A 25,133-nucleotide genomic window follows, 5' to 3' on the forward strand; every position below is an offset into this window, starting at 1 on the left:
GCACCATTCTGTAGGCCCTGTGCACCTAAACAGAGAAAAGAGTAGCATCAGCTACTCTTTTCTAACCTTGATACTCACATATCACCAGTATTCAAGTCAAACAGGTCAAACCAGATACTCCGCCATAATCTGCTCGATATCATAGGGTGTAACACCCCGATCGACCGAATAGATTGTATCCGCCTGATCTATTGTATCTACCAGTTCTCCTCTAGCTTTGGCATGGAGCATGAACAAGTCATGCAGATCGGGTTTGCGTAAATTCGTTAGCGCTTTACCCATCAGGACCATGCCTTTTTGATTACCTTCCACATTATTGTAGTAATCCGGATGGCTTGTCAGCGCCAGGTCTGTCCAGATGACGGTACGTTCAACCAGGTCCATAATGACAGGGATCGCAATCTGCGTATCCGCGGTAATATCGATTTTGTTCGCTACGGTGGACGGTTCGAAAATCTCGCCAGACCCCGGCTTCTTCCTCATCATCCAGCCTACAAAGCATTCGGGCAGATCACAATACGGATGACTGGTAAACGAAAGCAGTGTCGCCACCACATATCGTCCACCATAGGCCACGATGGATGGAAGATGCAGATCAATGAACTCACTTGCTCCGTTAGGTGCAGTCACGATATCTCCGCTATGGACTGCCTTATAGTTAGAGGATCGCAGATTCGTATAGGAAATATGCTCCACATAGTTCCAGTCCTTATCGTACATCACCGCAGACAAGTCAATGTCCACACGCCCTGTAGATTTGCCATCCACGTCCCCTTCTTTCCACCAGTTGAAGAAACGAATGGTATCACCCTCTGCCATCGGCACACGGCTTCCACGAACGATGGTATGCAGAGCCTTGCTCGCCGATCTCTGGGAAAAGGGGACCAGATAATCATGAAGCTGCGGATCTACATAGGTCTTCCCAAGCGGGGAAAGGGCAGCGAAGCGCTCTACCAGCACCCGCTCGCATAATTGCACGACATCCTGACACGTGGCTTCATCGATGTCTGGCAGCTCATTCGGAACAGCAAAGGCTTTGGCTACATTGCCTTTCGGGAAAAAGACACGCAGATCCTGCGGTTCATTACGCTGTGCAAAATACTGTCTCACCTGTAATAACACCGGAGTGGATACCTGTGCAGCCACATCACTAAATGCCAGCAATACATACGCTTCATCTTCGGTCATCCGCAGCAAGTGATCCAGTCTTCTCGCGAATTCACCTGGACGCTGTGACAACAGATCGATCAGACTCCAGACATTTCGATATTGGAAGGCAAGCTCCACACTTCCGTTGAAGGTCGAATACGGCTTATTATTACGCAAAATATCAAAGGCTTCTTCGCATCGCGGATACCGAAGCTTATATTCCGAAGGATGCAGAATTTCGCTGAGACGAATCCAGCGATCTTTATAACGCAGCATATCCTCCGTGATGGTGCCACATTGCTCCAATAATCCGAGCAGAAGGCGTCTCTCGCGGCGTTTGAATTTCCGGAAGGGAGAGGCCGCAGCAAGGCTGACATCACCATCCGACCAGGCAACCGCCAGACGCAGAACATCACTTGCCGTTTTGAAATATGGACCGATCTTGTCGATGTTCGCTTTTTCATGCTTCAACAGCGAAGCAACCACAAAGCCCACATTTTCTTTGAAGGGAATCTCAGCGGGTAATAGCGCATCCACGTCTTCCGGGTCTGCATGCTCCAATACCGTGTCGATATCCGCCTTGTCTGTTTCCGAGATGGAACCTTTTGCTTCAATGATCTGACGAATGAGCTTCTGGAATGCTTGCTGGTTTCCCAAACCAATGACTTTCAAGTCCGTCTTCTCCAGCAAAGGCATTCTTTCCACAGATGATTGATCCGGATAGACCACAGTCAGGTTGGTCAGATAATGAATAATCGCATTAAGATATAACTCGGCCTCATCCGCTTGCATCACCTGCATTGGGAATCCTGCATACATCGGTGTGTACTTCACATGTGCGCCAACCATCACTCTCAAATCAGCCACAAGTTGAATATATACTGTTTCAAACTGTTCCTTGGACAGCTGCCGCATCGCCTGCATTAACTCATCCGAGAAGGTGTATCCGAGTGCTTCAATATTTTTGAGGGCAGTCGCCAGATGTGTCTTCGGTAACTGTTGTTTCCCTTCGTTTAATTCGATAATGAGTTTGTTCGCTCTGCGCAAATAGATTGTATTGTTCATGATAAAAGAGTCCAGGAAAGCCACATCCCTATATAACGTGAAAGGTTAGGGTTAGAAGGAAGGAATGTGATAGCCTGGACGCCTCCTCTCTGAAATGAAGTCTTCAGGAGAGCTGCGACCCTATTTTCGCCAATGAAGTTAGAAGGAAGGATCGCAATAGCCTGAAGGCCAGCGGTTCGAAGTTTGTCACCCGAACCTCTGGTGAACCCATCATCTCAGATTCCACGATCTGCCAACAGGGCGAAAGTATTACGACATGGTAAGATGACCTAATTTGTACCGGATAACGAGTCCGCCCACTCGTCTACAGATCTAACCTCTGCTTGAAGAGGGAACACTTTTTCGGTCAGCACACGATGTACCTCAGGGTCGGCATCGATGCAGGCATCCGAGAGCACGGTGAGCGCATAGTCTTTATCCGCCGCCTCCCTCAGAGTCGATAGAACAACCCCACTTGTGGCAATTCCACTAAGAATGAGTGTGTCTATCTGGTGAGACCGAAGAATAACCTCCAGATCACTTCCGGCAAATGCGCTGACCCGAACTTTGGTCACAATAGGCTCGTCCGGCTGGGGTTGTACAGATTCATCAATCTGCACCGCAGCTTCCATGGCTGCTACCGCATCTGCTCCAGCTCCAGCCCGATCAGGAATTCCGCCGAACATTTTGTTGCGTGAACTAATCTCCGGATAACCTGGGCGGAATGCTACTCTTATGTAAATCACAGGAATTGCGTGACTGCGTGCAGTCTCAATCGCTTTTTGAAATGGCAGCAGGGCCTCTCGGTCCTTAACAAATTGGGACACGACACTCTTTTGCATATCCATGATCAGTAACGCACTGTTGTTTATTAAATGTGGCATGTTATCCTTCTCCTTTGGAATTGAGTTAAGAAATTCAGGATAGATACTATATTATTCTCCTGTAATAAACGGAGGAATGGTTCCGTTTAAAATTATACGGAGGTCATCCTCCGTTTGTCAACTAATCAACAGTGGGTTATATTTATGAAAGAGGTGTGATCCCATAATGTCCATAAAAAATAATCCTACTCCTGACGGTGAGGTTAAGGATACTGATTCCATCGTCACTCAGGTTCCAGAGAAGACACTGCGTGCAGATGCCAAGAAAAATCGGGACAAACTGCTCCGTGTTGCGCATGAAATTTTTAAAACGGAAGGCATTTCTGTCTCAATGGATGAGATTGCAAGGCGTGCCGGTGTTGGTATAGGCACGGTCTATCGCCATTTTCCAACGAAGGAAGATCTGTTCGAGGCCGTGATTGCTAGTCACAAGATGCGTCTCATGGAAGAGGCCGATCAATTGCTTCATCACGACGATCCAGGCGAAGCATTTTTTCAATATTTCACAACAATTATCAGTGAGGGAATTGCCAACAAAGCGATTACCGATGCTCTTGTTAGCAGTCTGACTATAGACACTGGCCGCTCAGAGATAGCGAACGAGTTCTGGCGTGGCATTACCCGACTGCTAGAGCGAGCGCAGCAACATGGCTCTGTCCGAGCGGATGCCAGCATTGAGGATATTAAAATCATGCTGATCGGTGTGCTTCAGGCCATCGGAGATCGAGGGATTTTCCCGGAACGCGTTGTGTCGATCCTATGTGATGGTCTGCGTAGATAATTGATTTGAGAACAGATCGGTGAGATTCCTTTTATACTTAAATTAAAATATGAAAAAGCCTTTGCCGACCCCCAATGTCAGCAAAGGCTTTTCATTTTAGATTGTGTTTATTGATCAATCAAGTTTGTTACTTTCAACATTCTTGCAATCAATGCAGTGACCTCAGCACGGGTCATCGTTGTCTTCGGACTCAGAACTTCTGGCCCGTTACCTTGGATGATCCCCGCTGCAATCAACTGGGCTACATCTTCCTTCGCCCAATTCGATACATCCGCTGCATCACTGTAACGTTCCAGTTCAGAGTTCATCTGATCCGGGCTGATTACCGCTTCCGGTTCGATCAGACGATACGCACGAGCAACCATGGCAAATCCCTGCTCGCGTGTAATTTCCTGATTACCGTAGAAGTTGCCATTATCGTAACCGCGAACGATACCAAATTCATTCGCAAGGGCTACCGCAGAGCGGAACCATGCCGAATCGTTAACATCAGGGAATAGATTCTGTGGTGCATCCTGACGCATTAAGCCAAGTCCAAGTACAACAATTTCGGCAAACTCAGAGCGGGTTACCTGACGGTTAGGTGAGAACGTATTATCTCCGTTACCTTTCAGATCTAATCTCGCAGCGATGTTGTTCACATCAGTTTTACCCCAATGGGATCTGGCATCTTCGAAATCCTGCGGGTTCCAGATGACCGAGTAACTTCCGCTGCTACGCAAGTCATTAATGAGCGCGTAGTAACGACTATCGACTTTGGTAACAACCGTTGGTACATGGAATATGCTACCGTCCGGGTTGATAATCACGCCTGTTGTAATTCGGTTCGGGTCGATGCCTTCTGGAAGCGCGATGTATTTCGGCGCGTATCCGTTCAGTTGCCCGGATCGAACCGTTTGTCCATCTTTCGTAAAGGTGAGGTCCAGATCGACCGGATTCACTAACAGCTCGTACCCTTCGATTGCAGCCTTGCTTTTGGCACTGTTGATCAAAGCGTCCGATGAGCGAGCAATGTCGACTTGTACAGCAACATCTTTCATGGCTACATTGCCCAGCTGTTTGGAGACACCATTCAGATCCATTTTACCGCCAGGTACTGGATAGATCGCCAGCGGATTGCTAATGTTCAGTTTGGAACCTTGATCTACTAATTGTTTTAGTGTTTCGAGGGTTAAACCGTCCACCTTCATATCACCATCATTCGGCGAATGAATCGCGAACTGTTGTCCTGTCCCTTGAGACATGATCACATTCAGCTTAGCTGGATCAACTTCAACCAACGTTTCTTTGTTGTCAGATGGCTTGGACGTAGCGAACGGCTGATGACTGCCATCCCGGGTGGTTTTCAAATTATCCTTCACGGGTGCCGGAGTTGGTGTCGGTACGGGCGCTGGTGTAGGTGCTGGTGTACTTCCACTGTTACCTCCCGTATTTCCGCCGCCATTGTTGCCTCCACCATTGTTACCATTGTCACTGGATGCTCTGTTCACGTTAATTTTATATTCCGTAACATGACCAAAGGAGTCTGTGACTTTAACAAGAATCGTATTTCCACCCACTTGGAGCGGTAGATTTTCACTTACACTACCACTTGTAACCTCATTCCATTCTCCATCTCCAACAGCTATTTCAATCTTGGCAAGTGGATCAAGTGCCGTTGGCGTGAGCTGGAATTGATATACGCTATTCGGAACAGAAATGGTGTAGGTATCTTTAGCCGGATCAAAGGCCGGAGACAAGCTTCCCACGGAAGGGATCAACGTTTGCAACGTAGATGCATCTGTACCAATTACCTTGGTAAGTCCCGTTCTAGCGTTAGTCAGATCCAAAAGTGCCTTGTCTACCTGCACTTGGGTAGCTGTCGGATCATTCAACACTCGCTCTGCTTCGTTCATCGCATCATCGAGAGTTTCCCAGCTCGCTGGTGTGTACGCTGACTCTTCCAGGCTTTCACCTGTAATTTCAGTTACTTTCGCTTGCAAAGCTGATTTATCTACAACGGGTACAGATGTTGTAGGGATTAGGCCCGTTCTTGCATCAGTCAGATCCTGAAGTGCCTTATCTACCTGCGCTTGAGTCGCAGTCAGATCATTCAACACTCGCTCTGCTTCGTTCATTGCATCATCCAGTGCTGTCCAGCTCGCTGGCGTATACGCTGACTCTTCTAGGCTTTCACCTGTAATTTCAGTTACTTTCGCTTGCAAAGCTGATTTATCTACAACGGGTACAGATGTTGTAGGGATTAGGCCCGTTCTTGCATCAGTCAGATCCTGAAGTGCCTTATCTACCTGCGCTTGAGTCGCAGTCAGATCATTCAACACTCGCTCTGCTTCGTTCATTGCATCATCGAGAGTTTCCCAGCTCGCTGGTGTGTACGCTGACTCTTCCAGGCTTTCACCTGTAATTTCAGTTACTTTCGCTTGCAGAGCTGATTTATCTACAACGGGTACAGATGTTGTAGGGATTAGGCCCGTTCTTGCATCAGTCAGATCCTGAAGTGCCTTATCTACCTGCGCTTGAGTCGCAGTCAGATCATTCAACACTCGCTCTGCTTCATTCATCGCATCATCGAGAGTTTCCCAGCTTGCTGGCGTATACTCAGATTCCTCTAGATCCTCGCCTGTAACTTCAGTTACTTTGGCTTGCAGCAAGGACTTGTCTACCTTTGTCACAGCATTTTCGCTAAAACTTTGAGCTGGGGCGCCGTTAGTCCCTTTTAGATTACCATCTTCAATATCGTAAGAAACGATCACTGATGCATTGGAAGGGATAATCTGACTCGTTTTTAACTTCAATGTCTTGCTGTTCGCCCCTTTTTCGAAACTGTCAATCGTGATTGATTGCCCATTGATCTCCAGCTTGAAGCCAGTTAAATTTGCTACATTCGAAAAATCCAGTTCCTTATCGAACGTTACAATAACCTCATCTTCTGTCACAGACACATTACTTACATTGGCGCTTGTGAATTTTGGTGCCCACGCACTGAACGTGAAATACTCTCCATCTTTCAATGCCGCCTTGGCTGTATAATGTGGAACTCCATTTACATCTTTGAGACTCAAATCATAGCCAGATGCTTCTGTAAAATCCTCATTGTCACTTACCAGTAATTGATAACCTGCTGGAACTGACACTGCCGGGATACCAATCTCCACTTCACCCACGTTATTCGTATTCTGCACTTTCCAAACTCTCTGCGCATGATACTGTCCCGGTTTATTAATAGGCTGATCATACGTCAATGACAGACCGTTATCCGCCCATACGAAATATTGCTGATCCGTCAAAATGCTGGAATTATCTGCATTTGTAGCAGTCAGCGTGTTAACACCTACGGCGACTTGTGGCACTCCAGCATTGATGCTTAGGCTTTGTTTTTGATTCAAGCCCTGTGCTTCATCTTTGCCGATTCCTGCAATATTGTGCTTATACTTGGAATCGACAGTCCACACTTCACTTCCGTTAGTTGAAAGATAAGGACTTGCTCCGTTGTTGAGCGTAATGCCATATTTAATGGCTAGATAAGACTCAATTTTTGAAGCATCCATAGCTGTCTGATTGTCATACAAAATAATCTCAGCAACATCAGCTACAAGACCACCCCAGTTATACGTCGCATTACCTCCGTTAGTAGCACCTATAACAGGAGTAAAGTTAATCTCTCCAAAGACCCCGTTCCGACTGAAGCTAGCTTCAACACCATCTACTCGTGCTGTATGATTATTATTACTTACGATATCAAAGTTCACGATCTGAGCTCTACTTCTATCCACCAGATTGAAATAGTCATAAACACCATCGACGCCATTACCTGAGGCAAAATTGTTTCCATATCCACCCATTATAATGACGCCATTGGTTCCTGTAGGAGTAGTCGCTCCGACAAGAGCTCCCCCGTTGTTATTCTTATAAACAGCGTAGCCAGATTGGAATTTAATTGGTTTGTCACCTACCAGCTTTACGGAGCTACTATAGTGGCCCCCACTTGTCGGGTTGTTAAATTTTACGCTGGGGTTAAAGTTAATTCCTCCCGGATTATAACTTGGTGCTGTCTTGCCAACAGGAATAACCAGGTCAAACCCTACATCGTTAGCTGATTGGTCCTTCCAATCGGTCAGTAAACCTTCCACCGTATCGGCATCCGAGTCTGCTTTCAGCCATAACACAGGTTCAAGACCCGTTCCTCCTGGAACAGGGCCGCTAGCTGCGCTTACTCTCTCTGAACCAATTGAAGAGATGAATGTGCTTAATAACAACATGCTAACTACGGACACTTTAAATCCTTTTTTCCACTTCTTACTGTACAAAAACGACATACTTATCCTCCCTCTTTTACATTTCGCGTAATATCGACCCTCATCGTGCTTATTCTACACAAAGCCTCTTACCAAACTCTTACCAAACCTTTCGCTAACAAATACAACAAAAAAACAGCCCTGCAAATGAAGCTGCAAGGCTGTGTATCTTCAATTAAATATTCGAATTTTTCCATTGTTGGTACCATAACTCAACTTCCAGGCCAGGACGTATGCCTGCCTCTTGTTCTAAAGCGATAACCAGCTGGTTATATTGAGCAACCACAGGATCTTTATTGCCTAATCGATCGTAGGTCTTCATTAAGGCCAGTCCGACTTCCTCCAATGATGGTTCGAATTGCTGTACCCGGTGATATACCGTGAGTGCTTCCGTATTCTGTTCCAGTTCAATGTAATATTGTGCGAGTTGCATGGCGTGGTTACGCCAGAGTGCATGCAATCGCTCGCGCTCCAACTCAGCCCATACATAATCGTCTTCACTATAATATTTGCCCTCATATTGATCTGAGGTCTGCCGATGTTCAGCTATTGTAGACGAAGATAACAGAGGCAATCGGGTAAGACGACTCTCCCATTCTTCAGCATCAATCCTGAATTCACCCGTTTCCAATAGATAACCAAACTGTTGATAGCGAATGACCATCTTGTCCTCGCCCATGAATTCGTTCATCATGCTACGTAAACGATGGATGCCACTATGCAGATTGGATATACCTCTCCGTTCATCCAACTCTGGCCACAACAGTTCAAGTAGCGTATCCCGCTTAATCGGTTTGTTCCGATGGTGGAGCAAATAGGCGAATAACTCTCTAATCTTGGTTGTTCTGAACTTCATATGTTTTGGCGGCTCATTTGGGTGCACTTGGACTTGGAGCATCCCCAGACAACGGATCAACATGGATGGCCCTTCTGCTATATTGAGACTTGCTGACACCGTTCGGCGTTGATACATTTTCATCGTTTTTTCCAAACGGTCACGCGTTACAGGCTTCATAATATAGTCCAGCACTTCAAGCCCATAGGCCGTCAGTGCATGTTCGTTATATGCAGTTGTGAAAATAACTTCTGTTCCAGGAGAAACCTCATGGATACGTTCGGTCGCCTCAATCCCGTTCATCCCCGGCATTTGAACGTCCATGAAGACGATTTCCGGCAGATGAAGTTTGATCTGATCTATGGCTTCCTGTGCCGTCAGAAAAGAGCCGATAACTTCGCAATCCTCTCTCTCTTGCAACAGTTTGTTCAACCTGCTCAGAGCGAGATATTCATCATCTACCAAAATCACTCTCATATGCACAACTCCTCTGGCTCACTGATCACCCTTTAATCTATAATTTTACCATAAATCCTGACGTGGGACCGCTATCATTTAAATATAGAATCTATGTTCCGGTATTCAAAAAAATGTTCATCTTTGGCAGGAGGGCATGCAGGGATTTGAAGTAAACTGTCGAAAACTAAAGTCTGCCATGAAACCAATAACCTATAAAAAGATACCCCGATATGTAGTGCTGTCGATTCTATTTCTAACTATTCTACTTGGCTTTCGCTGGATATGGTCCGAGACTTTCACTATACCCGCACATCCTGAACCCATTGAAGGCGTGTTGGACCTTCGAGGCTGGGACCTCGCCAACACTTCACCCACATCCCTGGACGGAGAATGGGAGTTTTATCCCCAAGCGTTAATCTCTAATCGTGACGCGAAAATAGCGGATAACCTATCCACACGGATTCAAGTTCCCGGTGACTGGCGTAATGCATTACCACAATCCTCATCGTCGTTCGGATACGGAACGTACCGTCTTCGTATACTTTTAGATCCATCTGTGGAGGAAGTCTCTCTCTGGGGCCAGAAAATCCAGACATCATCGATCATCGAGATGAACGGTACCATTGTTGCCGAATTCGGCCAACCTGCCACTCATGCCGAAGCCTATCGACCAGAAAGGACTGCATTTACGACTTCCTATGTGCTTGAGGGTTCTACCGAACTCAATCTTTTGGTGCAGACAGCCAATTTTGACGATCCTTATAGCGGAGGGATCACGCGCTCTCTCTATTTTGGTTCTCCAGAAGCCATTGGAAGTGAACGAGGACTATCCATTGACTTGCAAAAGATTACATTCGCCATACTGCTTTTGCACAGCCTATACGCTTTTGTGATGTTTCTGTTTATCCGAAAGGAACGAGCTCTGCTGACGTTCTCGATGCTGACACTGGTAGCTGCCCTAACGGTCGCTTCCGATCATGACAATCTGTTATTGAGTTGGATTCCACTCAACTTCACTTGGATCGTTAAGGCCAAAGCGTTGTCCTATCCGTTGTTCGCATTCTTTCTTTTACAGATGGCTAGAAGCTTCTCCTATAGTCTACAAGGGCGTAAACTGTTCCGTATCTATGCCAGCGTGCTTGGCGTTTACTGTTTATTTCTGCTCGTCGCACCAGTGACCCTGATCTATCATGTACTTGAGATTGGGCTCTCTGATTTCCTTTATCTGTTTGCCATCGGCTGGTCTGTCTACCTATTCTTCCGAATGGCAGCCGAGAAACGAAGCGACGCAAGCTTTTTGCTCTTTGCGGCTACTAGTAGCCTATCAAGCGTGTTATGGGGAATTGTGAACTCACATAGCGAAATTACCAACGTGTATTATCCGATCGATGTGATCGCGGCCATGTTTGGCTTCTCCGCCTATTGGTTTAGAAAATACTTCCGCAATTCAAGTGAGATCGAGAAGTTGTACGAACAACTCAAAGAAGAGGATCGCCAGAAGGATCAGTTTCTTGTGAATACGGCTCATGAATTGCGTACACCGCTGCACGGAATCATCAATATCGCCGAGAGTATCGCGGTTCGTGAACGTCGTAAATCAGGTGGGCAGCAGGCAGAAGACATGAAGCTGTTAGTTACCATCGGCCGACGCATGTCCCAACTGGTTGATGACCTCCTGGATGTCATTCGTTTGAAGGAAAAACGCATTACGCTCCAGAAGAAGCCTTTATCTCTTGCATCTGTCATTCCAGGCGTGATCGGTATGTTCCGATTCATGGCAGAGGGCAAGCCCATCCTTATGCAGGTGGATATTCCAGAATCACTGCCGTTGATTCAGGCCGATGAGAGAAGACTTGTTCAGGTGCTCTACAACCTGTTGCATAATGCACTGAAATTTACCGATGAGGGTAAGATTACCGTATCTGTCCGGGAACATGGAGAGAGCATTATAATTCAAGTCTCAGATACAGGTGTTGGTATAAGTGAAGAGATACAACAGCGAATATTCGAGGCGTATGAACAGGGAACCCAAGAGGCTCGTTTAAGCGGAGGAATCGGCCTCGGTCTCAATATTAGCAGGCAGCTCACCGAACTCCATGGCGGTCAGCTCAGCGTGCAATCCGTACCTGGGCAAGGATCCACCTTCCAGATCTCGCTTCCACGGGAAGACACCGCATCGCTATCGGACCAGACTGAGCAGCAATGGGACGCTCACAGCTTCGATGAAATTGCGATTGCAGAGCCACAGCAGCAGACCATATCTCAGGATAAGACTGCCGCCCGTATTCTTGCCGTCGATGATGATCCTGTAAACCTGCGAGTACTGATCTCCATGCTTGCGAATGAACCTTACCATATTCAACCTGCAGCCTCGGCGCTTGAAGCACTTGAATTGCTGGATAAGGAGCCTTGGGACTTACTAATTGCCGATGTCATGATGCCTCATATGTCCGGTTATGAACTGACCGAGAACGTACGCAAGCGTTATTCGGTATCGGAGCTTCCCATCCTGTTGTTGACGGCTCGTAACGAACCAGCTGATGTGTACGCCGGATTCATGGCCGGTGCAACGGACTATGTCACCAAGCCCGTGGATGCCGTTGAATTAAGGCATCGCATCGGGTCTCTGATCGTACTGAAACAATCTATTGATGAGCGACTGCGCATGGAGGCTGCTTACTTACAAGCACAGATTCAGCCCCATTTTCTTTTTAATACGCTCAATTCAATCATGGTTCTTAGTGAGATGGACACGGAGCGAATGCAGAAACTGGGCGATGCTTTTATCGAGTATCTTCAGACCAGCTTTCATTTTGTCAATTCGGAGAAAATGGTTGAGGTCACTCATGAGTTGGATCTCTCCCGCGCCTATCTCTACATTGAGAAAGAACGATTCATGCATCGGTTGAATGTCATCTGGGATATTCCCGATGATCTTGATCTATCCCTGCCGCCACTCACCATTCAACCGCTCATTGAGAATGCTGTTCGACATGGTATTCTCAGCAAAGTTGAGGGTGGAACCGTGCATATCCGAATCATCAACCAAACCAACGGTACCTTGATCGAAATCGAGGATGACGGTGTTGGGATGCAGCCCGAGCAGATCGAACGGGCACTGGCGTGGCCCAAGAAAGGTTCCGGCGGAACGGGAGGTATTGGATTAACCAATACACATCGCCGGTTAACCCAGATGTACGGACAAGGTTTGACCATCGTCAGCTCGCCGGGTCAAGGCACGAAAGTTTCCTTTGTCATCCCTTTGGACCGCAGCACAAGATTCTGAGCGATAAGATCGCTCTATGACTCTACAGCGGCATATTGTACGATCCGTATCCAGATGCTTAGGTGTAAGGTCTAGAGGAACGCGATGGTAGCGGACATGTTCATGTTCAATTCCAAATTCAAGCTCACGATCAAGTTCTGATATACGAAATAAACCTAAAAAAGAGAGCTAGGCACGGGTGTCGCCCCGGCTTAGCTCTCTTCTTTGGCTTGATTATTATCTAACACGATAAGCTAATGGTTATACGTGCATGACATGTTTTTCATCCGATAACCCCAGCGCCTTGGCTGTTGAAGAATGAACCTCTTTGAGAAGATCCAGGTTCTCCACAAGTGATATGCCATAGGATGGAATCATTTCCTTGATCTTAGGCTCCCATGCCTCCATATGCTGCGGGAAGCAACGCTGAAGAATCTCAAGCATGACCTGAACTGCCGTGGATGCACCCGGTGATGCACCTAGCAAAGCCGCAATTGTTCCATCTGCAGACGTGACCACTTCTGTACCGAATTGGAGCGTTCCTTTGCCACCTTGGACAGTATCCTTGATCACCTGCACACGCTGCCCCGCCAGAACCATATCCCAATCCTCACTCTTCGCACCCGGAACAAAGTCGCGCAATTCTGCCATACGTTGTTCTTTGGATAACATCAGTTGTTGGATCAAGTACTTGGTCAAAGAGATTTCTTTGACACCTGCTGCGAGCATCGTAAGCAGATTATGCATCTTAACAGACGTGATTAAGTCGGCATTGGAACCCGTCTTCAGGAACTTCGGCGAGAAGCCGGCAAACGGTCCGAATAACAGCGACTTCTTATTGTCGATAAATCGGGTATCCAGATGCGGAACGGACATGGGCGGAGCCCCTACCGAAGCCTTGCCGTATACCTTGGCATGATGCTGTTCCACGACTTTTTGATTTTTGCACACCATAAAGATCCCACTGACCGGGAATCCGCCGATATGTTTACCTTCCGGAATGCCCGTCTTCTGGAGTAAATGCAGACTTCCACCGCCCGCGCCGATAAAGACGAATTTTGCCTTATGGCGTTCGACTGTACCGCTCTTCAGGTTTTTCACGGTTAATTCCCATTGTCCATCGCTGGTACGTTTCATATTCTTCACGCTATGTTCGTAGTGGATACCCACGTGTTGTTCCTTCAAATGTTTGATCAGCATACGCGTTAAAGCACCAAAGTTAACGTCCGTACCGGTGTCAATTTTGGTCGCTGCAACAGGTTCATTACTTGTGCGATCTTTCATCATCAGCGGCATCCATTTCGCCAGCTCTTTCTTGTCATCCGAGAATTCCATGCCTGCGAACAACGGGTGATTCGACAAGGAGTCATAACGTCTTTTCAAAAACTGGACATTACTCTCTCCGTGCACATAACTCAAATGAGGAATCGGCATAATGAAGTCCCGCGGATTACGAATCAGACGGCTATTGACGAGATAGGACCAAAATTGCTTTGAGATCTGAAATTGTTCATTCACTTTAATCGCTTTGCTAATATCTACGGTTCCGTCTGGTCGTTCAACGGTATAGTTAAGTTCGCACAATGCAGCATGCCCGGTTCCGGCATTATTCCATTCGTTGGAGCTTTCCTCTCCTGCAGTGGCTAGCTTTTCGAAAACCTTAATATTCCAGTCTGGTGCCAATTCTTTTAGCAAAGTTCCCAAAGTTGCACTCATAATTCCGGCACCAATCAAGATAACATCTGTACTCGTTTGTCCCTGGCTCATGTCTACCGTCCTTATATCCTATATTTGCCAAAAGGATGTAAGCGTTATCGATTTGGCATTTGCAGCAAGCCCATTCTTGAACGGGGTCGCACCTTCTCTGAATGATTATAACCTTGATCTAGTGTATCAATAATATAGAGCAATTTAAATATGCAATTTCAAGATATTTGCTATTCCATCAGTATACGCTAGTTTACATCGGAACGTTAGCCCGGTTATAGGCCTGAAAGATATATTTGTTCAAAACAAAGAAAGGAACCCGGTTTTAGGGGGACTTGGGTGATCAAATGGATGCACTAAAAGCCGCTTTCGAATCTCTTCGTAAGGCGGCTTCATATATAAATTAACAATTACCACCCCCGGCGTCTCCGGGAGTACTCAGAAAATTGAAATTAGTTCCTTTGTATACGGATGGCGTTCTTCGGCGAACAACGCATCTGCACCAAAGCGGTCAACGATCTGACCTTCCCGCATAACGATGATGCGCTGGCTCATACGATGTACCGCGGCCAAGTCATGCGAGATGAACACGTATGAAAGACCAAGTGATGTCCGCAGATCGGTAAGCAATTGCAGAACTGCACCTTGCGAGATCACGTCCAGGCTGGCCGTAGGTTCATCCAGAACGACAACGTCCGGTTCAATGCCAATAGCACGTGCAATCGTGACGCGCTGACGCTGTCCACCACTTAGCTCATGGGGGTAACGTCCAGCCAAATCGCTTGGAAGCTCGACCGCTTCAAGCAGCTTTTGGACGTAAGCCTCCTTCGATGTGTAGGTAAAGTGGGATAGCTCGGCGTTCCGTCCAAGTTGTTCGTACGGGTCGATTAGCGAATCGACAATCTTGAGCTTTGGATTCAGTGCAGCCATCGGGTTCTGGAAAACAATCTGAATCTTCCGGCGATGAGGTCGCAACCGTCGGCCGCTCAGCCGCGCGATATCCTGTCCGTCCAGTGTAATCGAGCCCGTATCTGCATCTTCGATCCTCAGCAGACAGCGGGCAAGCGTACTCTTGCCACAGCCGCTCTCGCCAACCAGGCCAAGGCATTCACCGTGGTTCAGAGTGAAGGAAATATCGTTCACCGCCGGTCGGTCTGCACCTGCATACGTTCGGCTGAGATGTTCCACGTGAAGCACGGGGTTGCCGGAGAGGCTGGACGATGAAGCAGTCTTTGCAGCAGCGGTATCTAAATCAGCATCTATACCTCTATCCGTAGTATCTGTATCCGCAGGATCTATGACTGCATTGTCTATGTCTACATGGTTTACGTCTTTTGCAAAATCGTGGCTTCGCACACCAGATTCTTCTTCGGACTGCACGAGTCCACGACGTTCATCATTTGCAGTTGTCTTCATTCGGTTCCTGCCTCCTTCAATCCCGACTTCAGCGATCGGCTCAGGACGGGAGCCGCATCAATCAACTGGCGCGTATATTCATGCTGGGGATGGTCAAGTATGCGATGCTTCCCACCAGATTCGACGATCTGCCCTTCCTTCATGACAGCCAAACGGTTGGCATAGCGGCGTACATGGCGCCAGTCGTGTGTTATAAACAGAATGGCACATCCCGTCTCCGCTTGTTTGCGTGCCAGCAGTTCCAACACGCGATGCCCAGACACACTGTCCAGTGCCGTTGTCGCTTCGTCAGCGATCAGCAGACGAGGTGAGAGCATCAGTGACGTAGCAATTGAAGCCCGCTGAAGCTGTCCACCGCTCAATTGGAAAGGATAGCGGCGCAGCAATTCAGCACCAAGGCCAACCGATTCCAGCGCTTCCTCCGCTCGTTTCTTGCGGATGGCAGAAGACTTTTCCCCATGAACCTTCTGGTATTCATCAAAGTGCCCACCAATGCTGCGAAATGGCGTAAATGCTCCCTGATAGTCTTGAAAAATATACGAGATGCGGCTTCCCCGCAGGGCGCGCATCTCCTTTGGTTTCCGTTCGAGCAGGTTGCTGCCTTCGAACATGACTCGTCCCGACGCATGCAGGTTGGGCGGCAGCAGACGACCAATCGCTTGCGAGAGCAAGCTTTTGCCGCTACCGCTCTGTCCAACGAGTGCCATGAATTCACCTTCGCGAACAGCCAGAGAGACTTGATCTACAATCGTACGATCCCGACTGGAGATGCTCAGTTCCTCAATGGAGAGAATCATGGCTGCACCTCCTTCTTCACGTCAAACCGGTCTCGCAGATAGTCGCCCAGCATGTTGGCAAGCAATACTACAGAGACAATGGCGAGACCAGGGTAGATCATCAGCTCTGGCCGAGATTGGAAGTAAGGCCGGGAATCATTCAACATCGCCCCCCATTCAGGTGTTGGCGGCTGTGCGCCAAGGCCGATGTAGGACAATGATGAGATGAGTAGAATGATTTTGCCCAGATCAAGACTGGCTAACACGAGCACATGGCCTGCGATATGCGGAAGTAGATGCTTTCTCATAATGCGACCATCCGAAAGTCCGTTGGTCCGGGCGATGCGAATGTAATCCTTTTGGGACTCCGATAAAACCGTACTCCGAACAAGACGGGCATAGCTAACCCACTTTACAATTACAATCGCCAATACCAGATTGCCGATTCCCGCGCCGAGCAAGCCACTGAGCACAATTGCGACGATTGTATCAGGGAAAGCGAGAAAAGCATCAGCAATCCGCATGAACAGCTTATCGACCCAGCCACGTTTGTAACCCGCGATCAGTCCAAACGGAATACCGATAAGCAATGCAGCACCGAGTGCCAGCAAGCTATAACCCAGTGTTTGGCCGCCGCCAAGCAGCAGACGTGTCAGTACATCGCGGCCCAGGTGGTCGGTGCCGAACGGATGGAGAGCACTTGCGCCCTGCAATCGTCCGCGCAGATCGGTTAAGGTATGATCATGCTTCAAGTATAAAAAGGCATATAAGGAGGCCGCGATGACCAGCAGGGCAAACAGCAGACCAATGATCGCCTGCCAGCTATGTTTTTTAGATTTTGTAGGTGGAATGGGCAGGGGTATGGTTTTCATCGGTGGGCCTCCTTTTCCTTGAGTTTCATTTCAGGATTCAAATAACGGTACGACAGATCAACCGCCGTATTCACGAGAAATACCACGATAGCCATGATCAGAATGTAGCCCTGAATCAGTGGATAATCACGCTGGCGGATGGCGTCAACGACAAGCTTGCCAATACCCGGATAAGCGAACAACACTTCAATCACAACAACTCCGCCAATCAGGCTACCGAGACTGACACCGAATACCGTAATGACAGGCGGCAGACTGTGCCGAAACGCGTGAAGCATGAAGATCCGGCCTTCGGATAACCCTCTTGCCCGGGCGGAGCGAACGAACTCCTGGCTAAGAGAATCCAATAGGCTGGAACGCAAAAGACGCACATAAACGCTGGAGATGGCAAGTCCCAGCGTCAGAGATGGCAGAATAAGTGAAGCGAATCCATCCCGGCCCATGGTCGGCAGATTGCCAAAGCGTACGCCGAACATGTCGATCAGGATCAGACCCAGCCAGAAGCTCGGCACCGCCGCACCCACAATGGAGAGCATCCGGCTGCTGCGGTCAATCCAACTGCCACGATGGAGTGCTGATAGCGAGCCGAGCGGGATAGCTATAACAAGCATGACCAGCAGTGCGCCAATCGTCAGTTCAGCCGTAGCAGGCAGCGCACGCATCAGGGTCTGCATAACTGGCTGGCCTGTTGAATACGATACACCGAAGTCGAGACGAACAAAATCGAGCAACCAGTTGCCGAACTGGACAGGAAGCGAATCATTGAATCCCATCTCCTCGCGTATAGCTTCGACCTGCTCCTGACTAACAGACAGTTCGTCCACATTCAGGATCGTCAGCACGGGATCACCCGGAGCCAGACGAATGAACAGGAAGCTCACAAACATAATGAACAACAGAAAGATAAATACTTCAAGGAACTTCCGAAGCAAAATGCGAAACATTACATCACATCCAGCTTATTGGTAATCATGTAATATTCACTGCGAGTGGTAACCCAGTTCTTGATCTTCTTGCCGTTGTAGGCAACGATCGTACCTGGATGCAGCACGAATGAATTCAGCACGTTGTCATGCACATAGTTGGCTGCCTTCTCGGCAAGCTCTGCGCGCTTCTCCGGTGCAACTGTGAGATTCAGTTCGTCGATGAACTTGGTCAGCTCTGGATCTTCCGATCCGCTGAAGTTAAGAGCACCCTTCGGATGGTACGTTGCATTCAGGTAATATCCAGCATCGCCACGCGGGGCCGTCAAATTACTGTACGTCGCAATATCCCAGTCGCGGTTGGATGCCATATAATCTTCCGGCGTGTCAATCTGACGGATCTGCACGTCGATACCGATCTTCTTCGCGTCAGATTGGAACACTTGAGCAATCAGTGGCAGATCAGCACGGGCTGAATATGTCAGTAGGGTCAGCTGCAATGGTTTGCCATCCTTGGTCATCACGCCGTTTTGCTGCGTGTACCCTGCTTCGCCCAGATATTTTACAGCGACATCAGCTCCGGATTCCGTTGCTGTATCCGTATAGGTTGGTGCGAATGGCAGCGATGGCAGGAACGGTCCAATGGCCGGTTCCCCATAGCCGAGCAGGATCGTGTCCACGATACCCTGACGGTCAATCAGCGCGTCCAGCGCACGACGAACATTGAGGTCCTTCATACTCTCCCGCTGCATGTTCATCGTTAGTTGATGCACGCGGAATGTCGATGTGGACTCAACCTTCATGCCGTCCATCGCTTTGAGCGATTCGAGGCTTTCAACTTCAGGACGGTATACGATATCTACCTGCCCAGATTTGAGTGCTAGTGTACGGGCATTGGCATCTTCATTGAATGAGAACGTGATGGAATCTAGAGGCGATGCTCCGTCCCAATATTCATCATAGCGATCCAGTTGCAGCTTGCTGCCTGGGGTAAAAGAGGTCAACTTGAACGGGCCCGTACCAATAGGCTTGTTCACAATGTCCGGCTCACTCACGTCGATAATCGCCGTGTTGGGGTTCACCAGCTCGGAAGCGAACTCCGGGAACGGCTGAGTTGTGGTAATCTCTAATTTGTCGCCCTCGGCTTCAATCGTATCAATCTTCAGTGCGTTCTGGATCGCTACATTCTCTTCCAGCGCCCGCTCAAGGGATGCCTTAACGGATTCGCCTGTCATTGGCTTGCCGTTCTGGAAGGTCACATCATCCCGCAGGTCGATCGTCCAATGCTGCCCGTCTTCGCTCTCCCAGCTCTCAGCGAGCCATGGAGCAACCGTCAAGTTCTCTTCATCGAGACGCACCAAAGTCTCTGTAATGCCCGCGCGTAGCGGCACATAGCTGGAATCCACATGTGGATCTAGCGAACTGGTGGAGAAGTTATATAGGAAGTGAACATTTTTATTATCAGTGGATGGTTGCGCAGCGGGACTGGACTCAGATGATCCGCAGGCGCTCAACAGTCCAGCACTTAAGGCCAAGGAGACCAGCGCTAGCAGTGGCGTCTTTTTATTCAAGGTAATGCCCCTCTCTCTTAATCGTAATCATTATGATCTAAACAATGAGTATTATCATATCGTAATGATTACGTTTTGACAAGAGTTATATTGGTGTTGGAACGAGAAAAAATCCGACTCTCGGATGAGAGCGGATTCTTCATGTTTTTTGTTACATATGATGGCTTGATTAGTAGGTATTTTCTTTACGATCCGGGATTGTTTAGATGTAGAACCATGCAAGATTTTTCGAGTACTTACAACCCAGTTTTATAGTCTTCCAGCAAATGTGACCAGTAACCTCGATGTACTTTAAGGATTAAACAAAATAGAGTTTATGCGGAACATTTCAAATGCAAAATTCGTTTAGGGACTAAGAGGGGGAGTACGATGAGAAGATATTCACTTATCGCCTTAATGTTTGCTACAGTTATGGTCCTGATTCTTAGCGGCTGCCAAAGTTCTAATCAGCCCGATCAAGTCGGAGTAAGTAAAGTACCGAAGGAATTACACACCTTCTATCCTGGCGATATTACACAGGTTGATTCTATTGAAATGATGAGTGGCAGTGATGGTACTAAAAGAACAACTACAGATCAAGTGCTGATTCAGGAATGGATTGAAAAGGTAAGCGATTTAGAAATCGTACTTGATCCAGATCAAGAAGATTCAACAGGGGTTTTGTTCCATGTCACAATGTTTGAGCAGGGAAAAGAAGTGCTGTACATGACACCTACCAATATGAATCATCAGCGAATACAGCCACAGTTAGAATTGGCTGACCGAATGTCGGAACTTTATGATGCCATAGAATAAGAGTGTCATATAGCCTGTATTCAGAATGATTACATGCTGAAAAGTTTGATATAAATTTATCCTTCGTAATCAACATTTTTAGCAAAGTAGGTTCTCTATGAGGTCAGTCGCTTTACATCGGTTAACTTTTCCTGAAGTAGTTGAATACTCGTACTCTGCAGTATGTCAGGATTCAATTCAGTAACAAAATCCAGAAACTGATGCGCATTTTTCATAATTTCATCTGTAAAGGAAGCCACACTTACATTAACATCATTCCAAGTTGAGTATCTAAATTCCTCAAGTCGTTCAGTAATAAATAAGTCCAGAATAACTTCCCGATCAACATCTTCTACTAAACTAACTTGTAGTTCCACTCCCTGCTGTTTAAACTCCAGCCACAAATTAGCGCTATCAGGAATTCGATAAGCAACATATTGATGTATTCTAATCTTCTGGACTATAGTCAGTAAGTCCACAAACCATCTAATAAGTCTCTCATTACCAAATGGACAATCGTCAAAGAACATACCGTACTTACTTCCGTTAAAGTCCAATTCAATAATTCCCTCGATATCTTGTTTCGTTAGATCAAACTGCTTTGCAGACATTTGTTTAATTTCATCAAAGTTATCAATTGCTTTAAATGAAATATTGAACATATTTGAACACCCTAATCTATTAAAATAATAATTTTATATATATGTGTACTATACTGACTTGGGCACAAACAATATACCTACGTTTAAGGATTTCAGGAGAATGGGTACAAACAAATAGAACTATAGGTCCTCACAAACAGCATCTAACATGGATTAAAATATAGTACAGATCAAGAACTGAGGATTGAGACGATGACAAAGATACAGATCCCTGTGGATCAAATGACACACACGATTGGCGTGTTTAAGATAGGACACGGGCACTTGCAACAAACACTGACTAGATTAAACGGCCAACTCACTCCCCTACTCGGCGGTTTTGAAGGCGAGACAGCCGAACGCTTTGCCCACTTATACCGTTATGCAGAGAAAAACCTGAATACCACGCTGGAGTTGCTGCATACAATATCTCTTCGTTTGGAACAGATTCGGGAACGTTTTGTCGATACCGATTCTACTATGGTTAACATCTCTGCGTTACTACAGTATCAGGCCAATCCGGGCACACCTCGTACCAATGATCTTGTTTGCGGCCCTAACGATCCCCCTCCTAAACGTAGCGTTGAGGAACATGTGGATGCCTTTTTCAATCAGGCCGGAGAAAACATATTAGCGATTGGGGACTCTGCCCTGCAACTAGGTAAAGACCTTATCGAACATCCATTAGATACTGCGGGTAACTTCTTGTATGATAATACCATTGGTACCGTTACCGACATAGGGAGTGGAATCGCCTTTAGTTGGAACTATGCGTGGGATAACGGAGATACCCGAGAACAGGCAGAAAAGCATATTGCAGCTGAGTTCGATAAAATGAAGCAAGAAGGCGGAGCAGAGTACGCAGCAAATATCACAACTTCTATGCTCCTCGGAATCTTCGGTAGAAAAGTCGGGATCAAGTCCATTGATGGCAAACAGCATCACTCGCCCCATACCGATTCTGGTGGGGGAGATAATAGAAATAAAGAACTTGAGCGTGAGGCATCCAATGATAATTCAGCCTCTTATACAGGAACGCCTGCTGTACACCAAGAAATGTTGGATAAGTCTGCAAAGTACCGCGATGACCTTAACTATGACTGCTCAGAGATAGCGGAAGACTTAGCCAATGCAGCTAAGGGCAAAGGAGAGATAATCACACTACGTTCTTCAGAGAAGTATGGAAGTATAGAAGTCTACGAATATGGAGTGAAGGAAAAGTTTGACTACCATACCGTATATTCTGATGGAAAATATGTTTATGATCCCAGATATAGCGATAACCCTATACCTAAAGATGTTTATTTAAAAAATATAGGAACACAAAATGATGGTAACCTAAAGGTTTCAATTAAGAGTCTCGATGAATGAGGAGAGAGTTACGTAATGAACATTTACACTATGGATAAAAAAGATGTTGATTTGTCTAATTTAGTAGCATACAGTCTATCCAAACTATCTACTTACGAATGGGTAAGATACAATATGTATGCTGAAGAGGATATCTATAATAGAGTCCCTGGATTTCACTTCAGATTTCATAATGCAGGGGATTTGTATAACGAATTAACAGATTGTATAGATGCTTTTCAGGGAGAGTTACAATGGAAGTTGTATCTTGGCCTTGAGACTCGAAACCAAAATTACAGTTTGGAACCATTAGAAGCATATCAGGCAAGATTAACAGATGAATATAAGGAAAATCATAACCTAAAGGAGATATTAGACGAAAAATATAACGAAATATGCGAAAAAGGTATCCGTGATATACCATCTTTAAGTGATCATGTTGAAAACTGGTTTAATTTAGAGAATAAAAAGCCCATTCTCCCTGATCGTGACTAAGTATAGATCCGGATTAAAGCAAGGGCCTGTCTACGATCCTATATGATCACAGGCAGGCCTCTTCGCATTATTATAACAAATGTTACTTAATCAACTTAGCCTCACCAAGAACAATATTGATTTGCTCTCCATTGTTTAAAGAAGCTTCAAAGAAAACTTGGAGTTTTAGTACTCCCGTAACATCAATACTAATGTTTTCTGGCATGTCTCCACCTTTCATATCATCTTTTCTGAATATCTCTACACCGTCGCCCTTAACAATTAACGAACCAGAATTAATAGAATTACGTGTGTAGTCATCAATTCCGATATATCCCGTTAATTTTTTATAAGCACCATTTAGATTATAATCTATAGAAACCTTATCATCACTAGAACCACCCCAAGGTATATCTAGAATGGTGCCCACACCATGAAGATATTTTTGATTCGCTATAGTGAATTTCAAACCTTTAGGGTTTTCCCAATTCTTAAAATAAATTCTATCAACAATACCATCTATTCTAGCATAGGAAACTTCTTCTAAATACTTAAATGTACCAGCTTTTGCACCGAAAGAGGCTGTCTTACTTTTCCCGTCATACGTGAAGGATTCCCCCATAGTTTGGGCTGCCGTTTTGGCAGGTACGTACAAATTACCGTTATACACGATTGATTGGGTCGTGCTCTTATGTACTCCGTTGAACATCATCTTAACGTTCTCCATAACTACACTAATCTTAGTATTAGTTCCTGCAAAAGCTGTTGCTCCTGTTAATAATGAACCTATTAATACACCTATAACTAAACCTTTCACTTTGTCTTTCATGTCTTCTCTCCTTTTTGGGTATTCTTGAATTTTGATAAGCATTCCAATAATACCCAAAAAGGAAGCTGATGTATATAGTAATGTTGTTAGATGAGACAATAGCTTTATTCGTTCTTCTATACCATCCCCTCCAGCATAATCCGATAACGCCCAATCTGCTCCGCTGTCGCCTCTTCCCGCAATACTTCCAACAATGCCGTACACCTTATAACATACCGATCCATCCCTAGCTTATGCGCTAACCTGATTGCCTGCAAAATGAACTCCACGGCCTCCTGTGGTCTTCCCATCCACTGTTCATACAAAGCCCGCTGATAACAGTAATGATACATATCATCGTTGTTTGAAGAATCCTCCTCTCTGCTAACGCCCTGTATCAAATCCTCAAACACATGTAAAACCCGATCAATCCGCCATCTATGCCGTACCGCTGCTTCCGCAATCACTTTCAGACCCACCAACCATTCCTCCGGATGCTCAAGCAAAAAGTTCACAAACTCCTCCAGCAGCTGCACCTGCCCGGCTTCAATCTCAAGAGCATACCGATTCACCTGTGCCTTATGCCTGAATTCCTGCACCACCTGCATACCTACCTCATCCAGATCCTCCATCCATCCCAGTTCTGCATACTGTTCAATACATGCCCTCGCCTGATCTACCTGTCCCATCTTCTGATGAGCCATACCCCGCATGAGGTGACTGACCCCGTAATAGTAGACCAAGGGCCGAGCAATGTGTATATGTGGTGAAGGCATTCCCTTTGACTGATACTCCTGCCGCTCTTCATGGATGGACTCCACACATTGATATAACATGTCCGCCCTCTCGATTACCTTGTTCCAATTTTCAAAAGCCATAGCCATCTCCAACATTTCAACAATGATGTCCGGTTTGAGTGATTTTAGGATAGATTTTCGCAAAGGTGGTTCCTCCCTCTATATAGGTTACGTTAGGCTTTTAAACCAAGTCAGTTATGCCTTGCATAAAGTATCCTATTTATTTTCTTTTAGAAACTACAAAGAAGTAGTACAATAATTCTAATATAGTACTTAAACGCAGTTTTTTCAATATGTTTTACTGCCTTTATA

18 protein-coding genes are annotated in these 25,133 nt (G+C 46.4%); 5 read left to right on the forward strand and 13 right to left on the reverse strand.

Annotation, left to right across the window (positions count from 1 at the left end):
• Window positions 1-105: 105 nt before the first annotated feature.
• Both V6669_RS29800 and V6669_RS29805 read right to left on the reverse strand, forming a co-directional pair.
• The gene (locus V6669_RS29800) at window positions 106-2,214 is read right to left on the reverse strand and encodes a cytoplasmic protein (RefSeq protein WP_338589497.1); all 2,109 of its coding nucleotides are present in this window, start codon (window positions 2,212-2,214) and stop codon (window positions 106-108) included.
• Between the two features lie 269 nt (window positions 2,215-2,483).
• Entirely contained in the window at window positions 2,484-3,077 is a 594-nt protein-coding gene (locus tag V6669_RS29805; RefSeq protein ID WP_338589499.1) for a cysteine hydrolase, read from the reverse strand.
• A gap of 166 nt (window positions 3,078-3,243) precedes the next feature.
• On the opposite strand from V6669_RS29805, the gene V6669_RS29810 reads away from it, so the two are divergent.
• The gene (locus tag V6669_RS29810) at window positions 3,244-3,858 is read left to right on the forward strand and encodes a TetR/AcrR family transcriptional regulator (protein WP_338589501.1); all 615 of its coding nucleotides are present in this window, start codon (window positions 3,244-3,246) and stop codon (window positions 3,856-3,858) included.
• A 107-nt stretch (window positions 3,859-3,965) separates the two neighbouring features.
• Here the strand turns inward: V6669_RS29810 and V6669_RS29815 are convergent, their stop codons facing one another.
• On the reverse strand, window positions 3,966-8,174 hold the full coding sequence (locus tag V6669_RS29815) for an S-layer homology domain-containing protein (RefSeq protein WP_338589503.1): 4,209 nt from the start codon (window positions 8,172-8,174) through the stop codon (window positions 3,966-3,968).
• Window positions 8,175-8,328: 154 nt separating this feature from the next.
• Complete coding sequence (locus V6669_RS29820; protein WP_338589505.1) at window positions 8,329-9,465, reverse strand: response regulator; 1,137 nt, start codon at window positions 9,463-9,465, stop codon at window positions 8,329-8,331.
• 136 nt (window positions 9,466-9,601) lie between these two features.
• Here V6669_RS29820 and V6669_RS29825 point away from each other — a divergent pair, with 136 nt between their 5' ends.
• A complete protein-coding gene (locus V6669_RS29825) occupies window positions 9,602-12,733 on the forward strand; it encodes an ATP-binding protein (RefSeq protein WP_338589507.1) in 3,132 nt (1,043 codons plus the stop codon).
• A 240-nt stretch (window positions 12,734-12,973) separates the two neighbouring features.
• Here V6669_RS29825 and V6669_RS29830 read toward each other — a convergent pair whose 3' ends face one another.
• The 6 genes from V6669_RS29830 to nikA form a co-directional block, all read right to left on the reverse strand.
• Window positions 12,974-14,479 carry a malate:quinone oxidoreductase gene (locus V6669_RS29830; RefSeq protein WP_338589509.1) on the reverse strand — a complete coding sequence of 502 codons (1,506 nt, stop codon included), beginning with the start codon at window positions 14,477-14,479 and terminating at the stop codon, window positions 12,974-12,976.
• A gap of 378 nt (window positions 14,480-14,857) precedes the next feature.
• Window positions 14,858-15,835, reverse strand: a complete 978-nt coding sequence (locus tag V6669_RS29835; protein WP_338589511.1) for a dipeptide/oligopeptide/nickel ABC transporter ATP-binding protein — start codon at window positions 15,833-15,835, stop codon at window positions 14,858-14,860.
• Window positions 15,832-16,632, reverse strand: a complete 801-nt coding sequence (locus tag V6669_RS29840) for an ABC transporter ATP-binding protein (protein WP_036671813.1) — start codon at window positions 16,630-16,632, stop codon at window positions 15,832-15,834. Before V6669_RS29840 ends, V6669_RS29835 begins: the two co-directional genes overlap by 4 nt.
• A complete protein-coding gene (gene nikC, locus V6669_RS29845) occupies window positions 16,629-17,483 on the reverse strand; it encodes a nickel transporter permease (RefSeq protein WP_307541075.1) in 855 nt (284 codons plus the stop codon). Before nikC ends, V6669_RS29840 begins: the two co-directional genes overlap by 4 nt.
• Window positions 17,480-18,427: a nickel ABC transporter permease gene (nikB, locus tag V6669_RS29850; RefSeq protein ID WP_338589518.1), complete on the reverse strand. Its 948-nt coding sequence runs from the start codon at window positions 18,425-18,427 to the stop codon at window positions 17,480-17,482. Before nikB ends, nikC begins: the two co-directional genes overlap by 4 nt.
• Complete coding sequence (nikA, locus tag V6669_RS29855) at window positions 18,427-19,977, reverse strand: nickel ABC transporter substrate-binding protein (RefSeq protein ID WP_338589520.1); 1,551 nt, start codon at window positions 19,975-19,977, stop codon at window positions 18,427-18,429. The genes nikB and nikA overlap by 1 nt, the downstream gene beginning before the upstream one ends.
• Before the next feature lie 369 nt (window positions 19,978-20,346).
• Between nikA and V6669_RS29860 the strand changes: the two genes are divergently transcribed.
• Window positions 20,347-20,772 carry a hypothetical protein gene (locus tag V6669_RS29860; RefSeq protein ID WP_338589522.1) on the forward strand — a complete coding sequence of 142 codons (426 nt, stop codon included), beginning with the start codon at window positions 20,347-20,349 and terminating at the stop codon, window positions 20,770-20,772.
• Window positions 20,773-20,867: 95 nt separating this feature from the next.
• Here the strand turns inward: V6669_RS29860 and V6669_RS29865 are convergent, their stop codons facing one another.
• Window positions 20,868-21,413 (reverse strand): hypothetical protein, encoded by a 546-nt coding sequence (locus V6669_RS29865; protein WP_338589524.1) that lies wholly within the window; start codon window positions 21,411-21,413, stop codon window positions 20,868-20,870.
• A 192-nt stretch (window positions 21,414-21,605) separates the two neighbouring features.
• On the opposite strand from V6669_RS29865, the gene V6669_RS29870 reads away from it, so the two are divergent.
• Complete coding sequence (locus V6669_RS29870; protein WP_338589525.1) at window positions 21,606-22,763, forward strand: WXG100 family type VII secretion target; 1,158 nt, start codon at window positions 21,606-21,608, stop codon at window positions 22,761-22,763.
• A 15-nt stretch (window positions 22,764-22,778) separates the two neighbouring features.
• Complete coding sequence (locus V6669_RS29875; RefSeq protein ID WP_338589527.1) at window positions 22,779-23,237, forward strand: hypothetical protein; 459 nt, start codon at window positions 22,779-22,781, stop codon at window positions 23,235-23,237.
• Window positions 23,238-23,319: 82 nt separating this feature from the next.
• Here V6669_RS29875 and V6669_RS29880 read toward each other — a convergent pair whose 3' ends face one another.
• Both V6669_RS29880 and V6669_RS29885 read right to left on the reverse strand, forming a co-directional pair.
• The gene (locus V6669_RS29880; protein ID WP_338589529.1) at window positions 23,320-24,045 is read right to left on the reverse strand and encodes an NPCBM/NEW2 domain-containing protein; all 726 of its coding nucleotides are present in this window, start codon (window positions 24,043-24,045) and stop codon (window positions 23,320-23,322) included.
• A 116-nt stretch (window positions 24,046-24,161) separates the two neighbouring features.
• Window positions 24,162-24,965 carry a DNA-binding protein gene (locus tag V6669_RS29885; protein WP_338589531.1) on the reverse strand — a complete coding sequence of 268 codons (804 nt, stop codon included), beginning with the start codon at window positions 24,963-24,965 and terminating at the stop codon, window positions 24,162-24,164.
• Window positions 24,966-25,133: the final 168 nt, after the last annotated feature.

It is taken from the genome of Paenibacillus sp. Y5S-9, from assembly GCF_036894235.1.
Lineage (GTDB): Bacteria > Bacillota > Bacilli > Paenibacillales > Paenibacillaceae > Paenibacillus.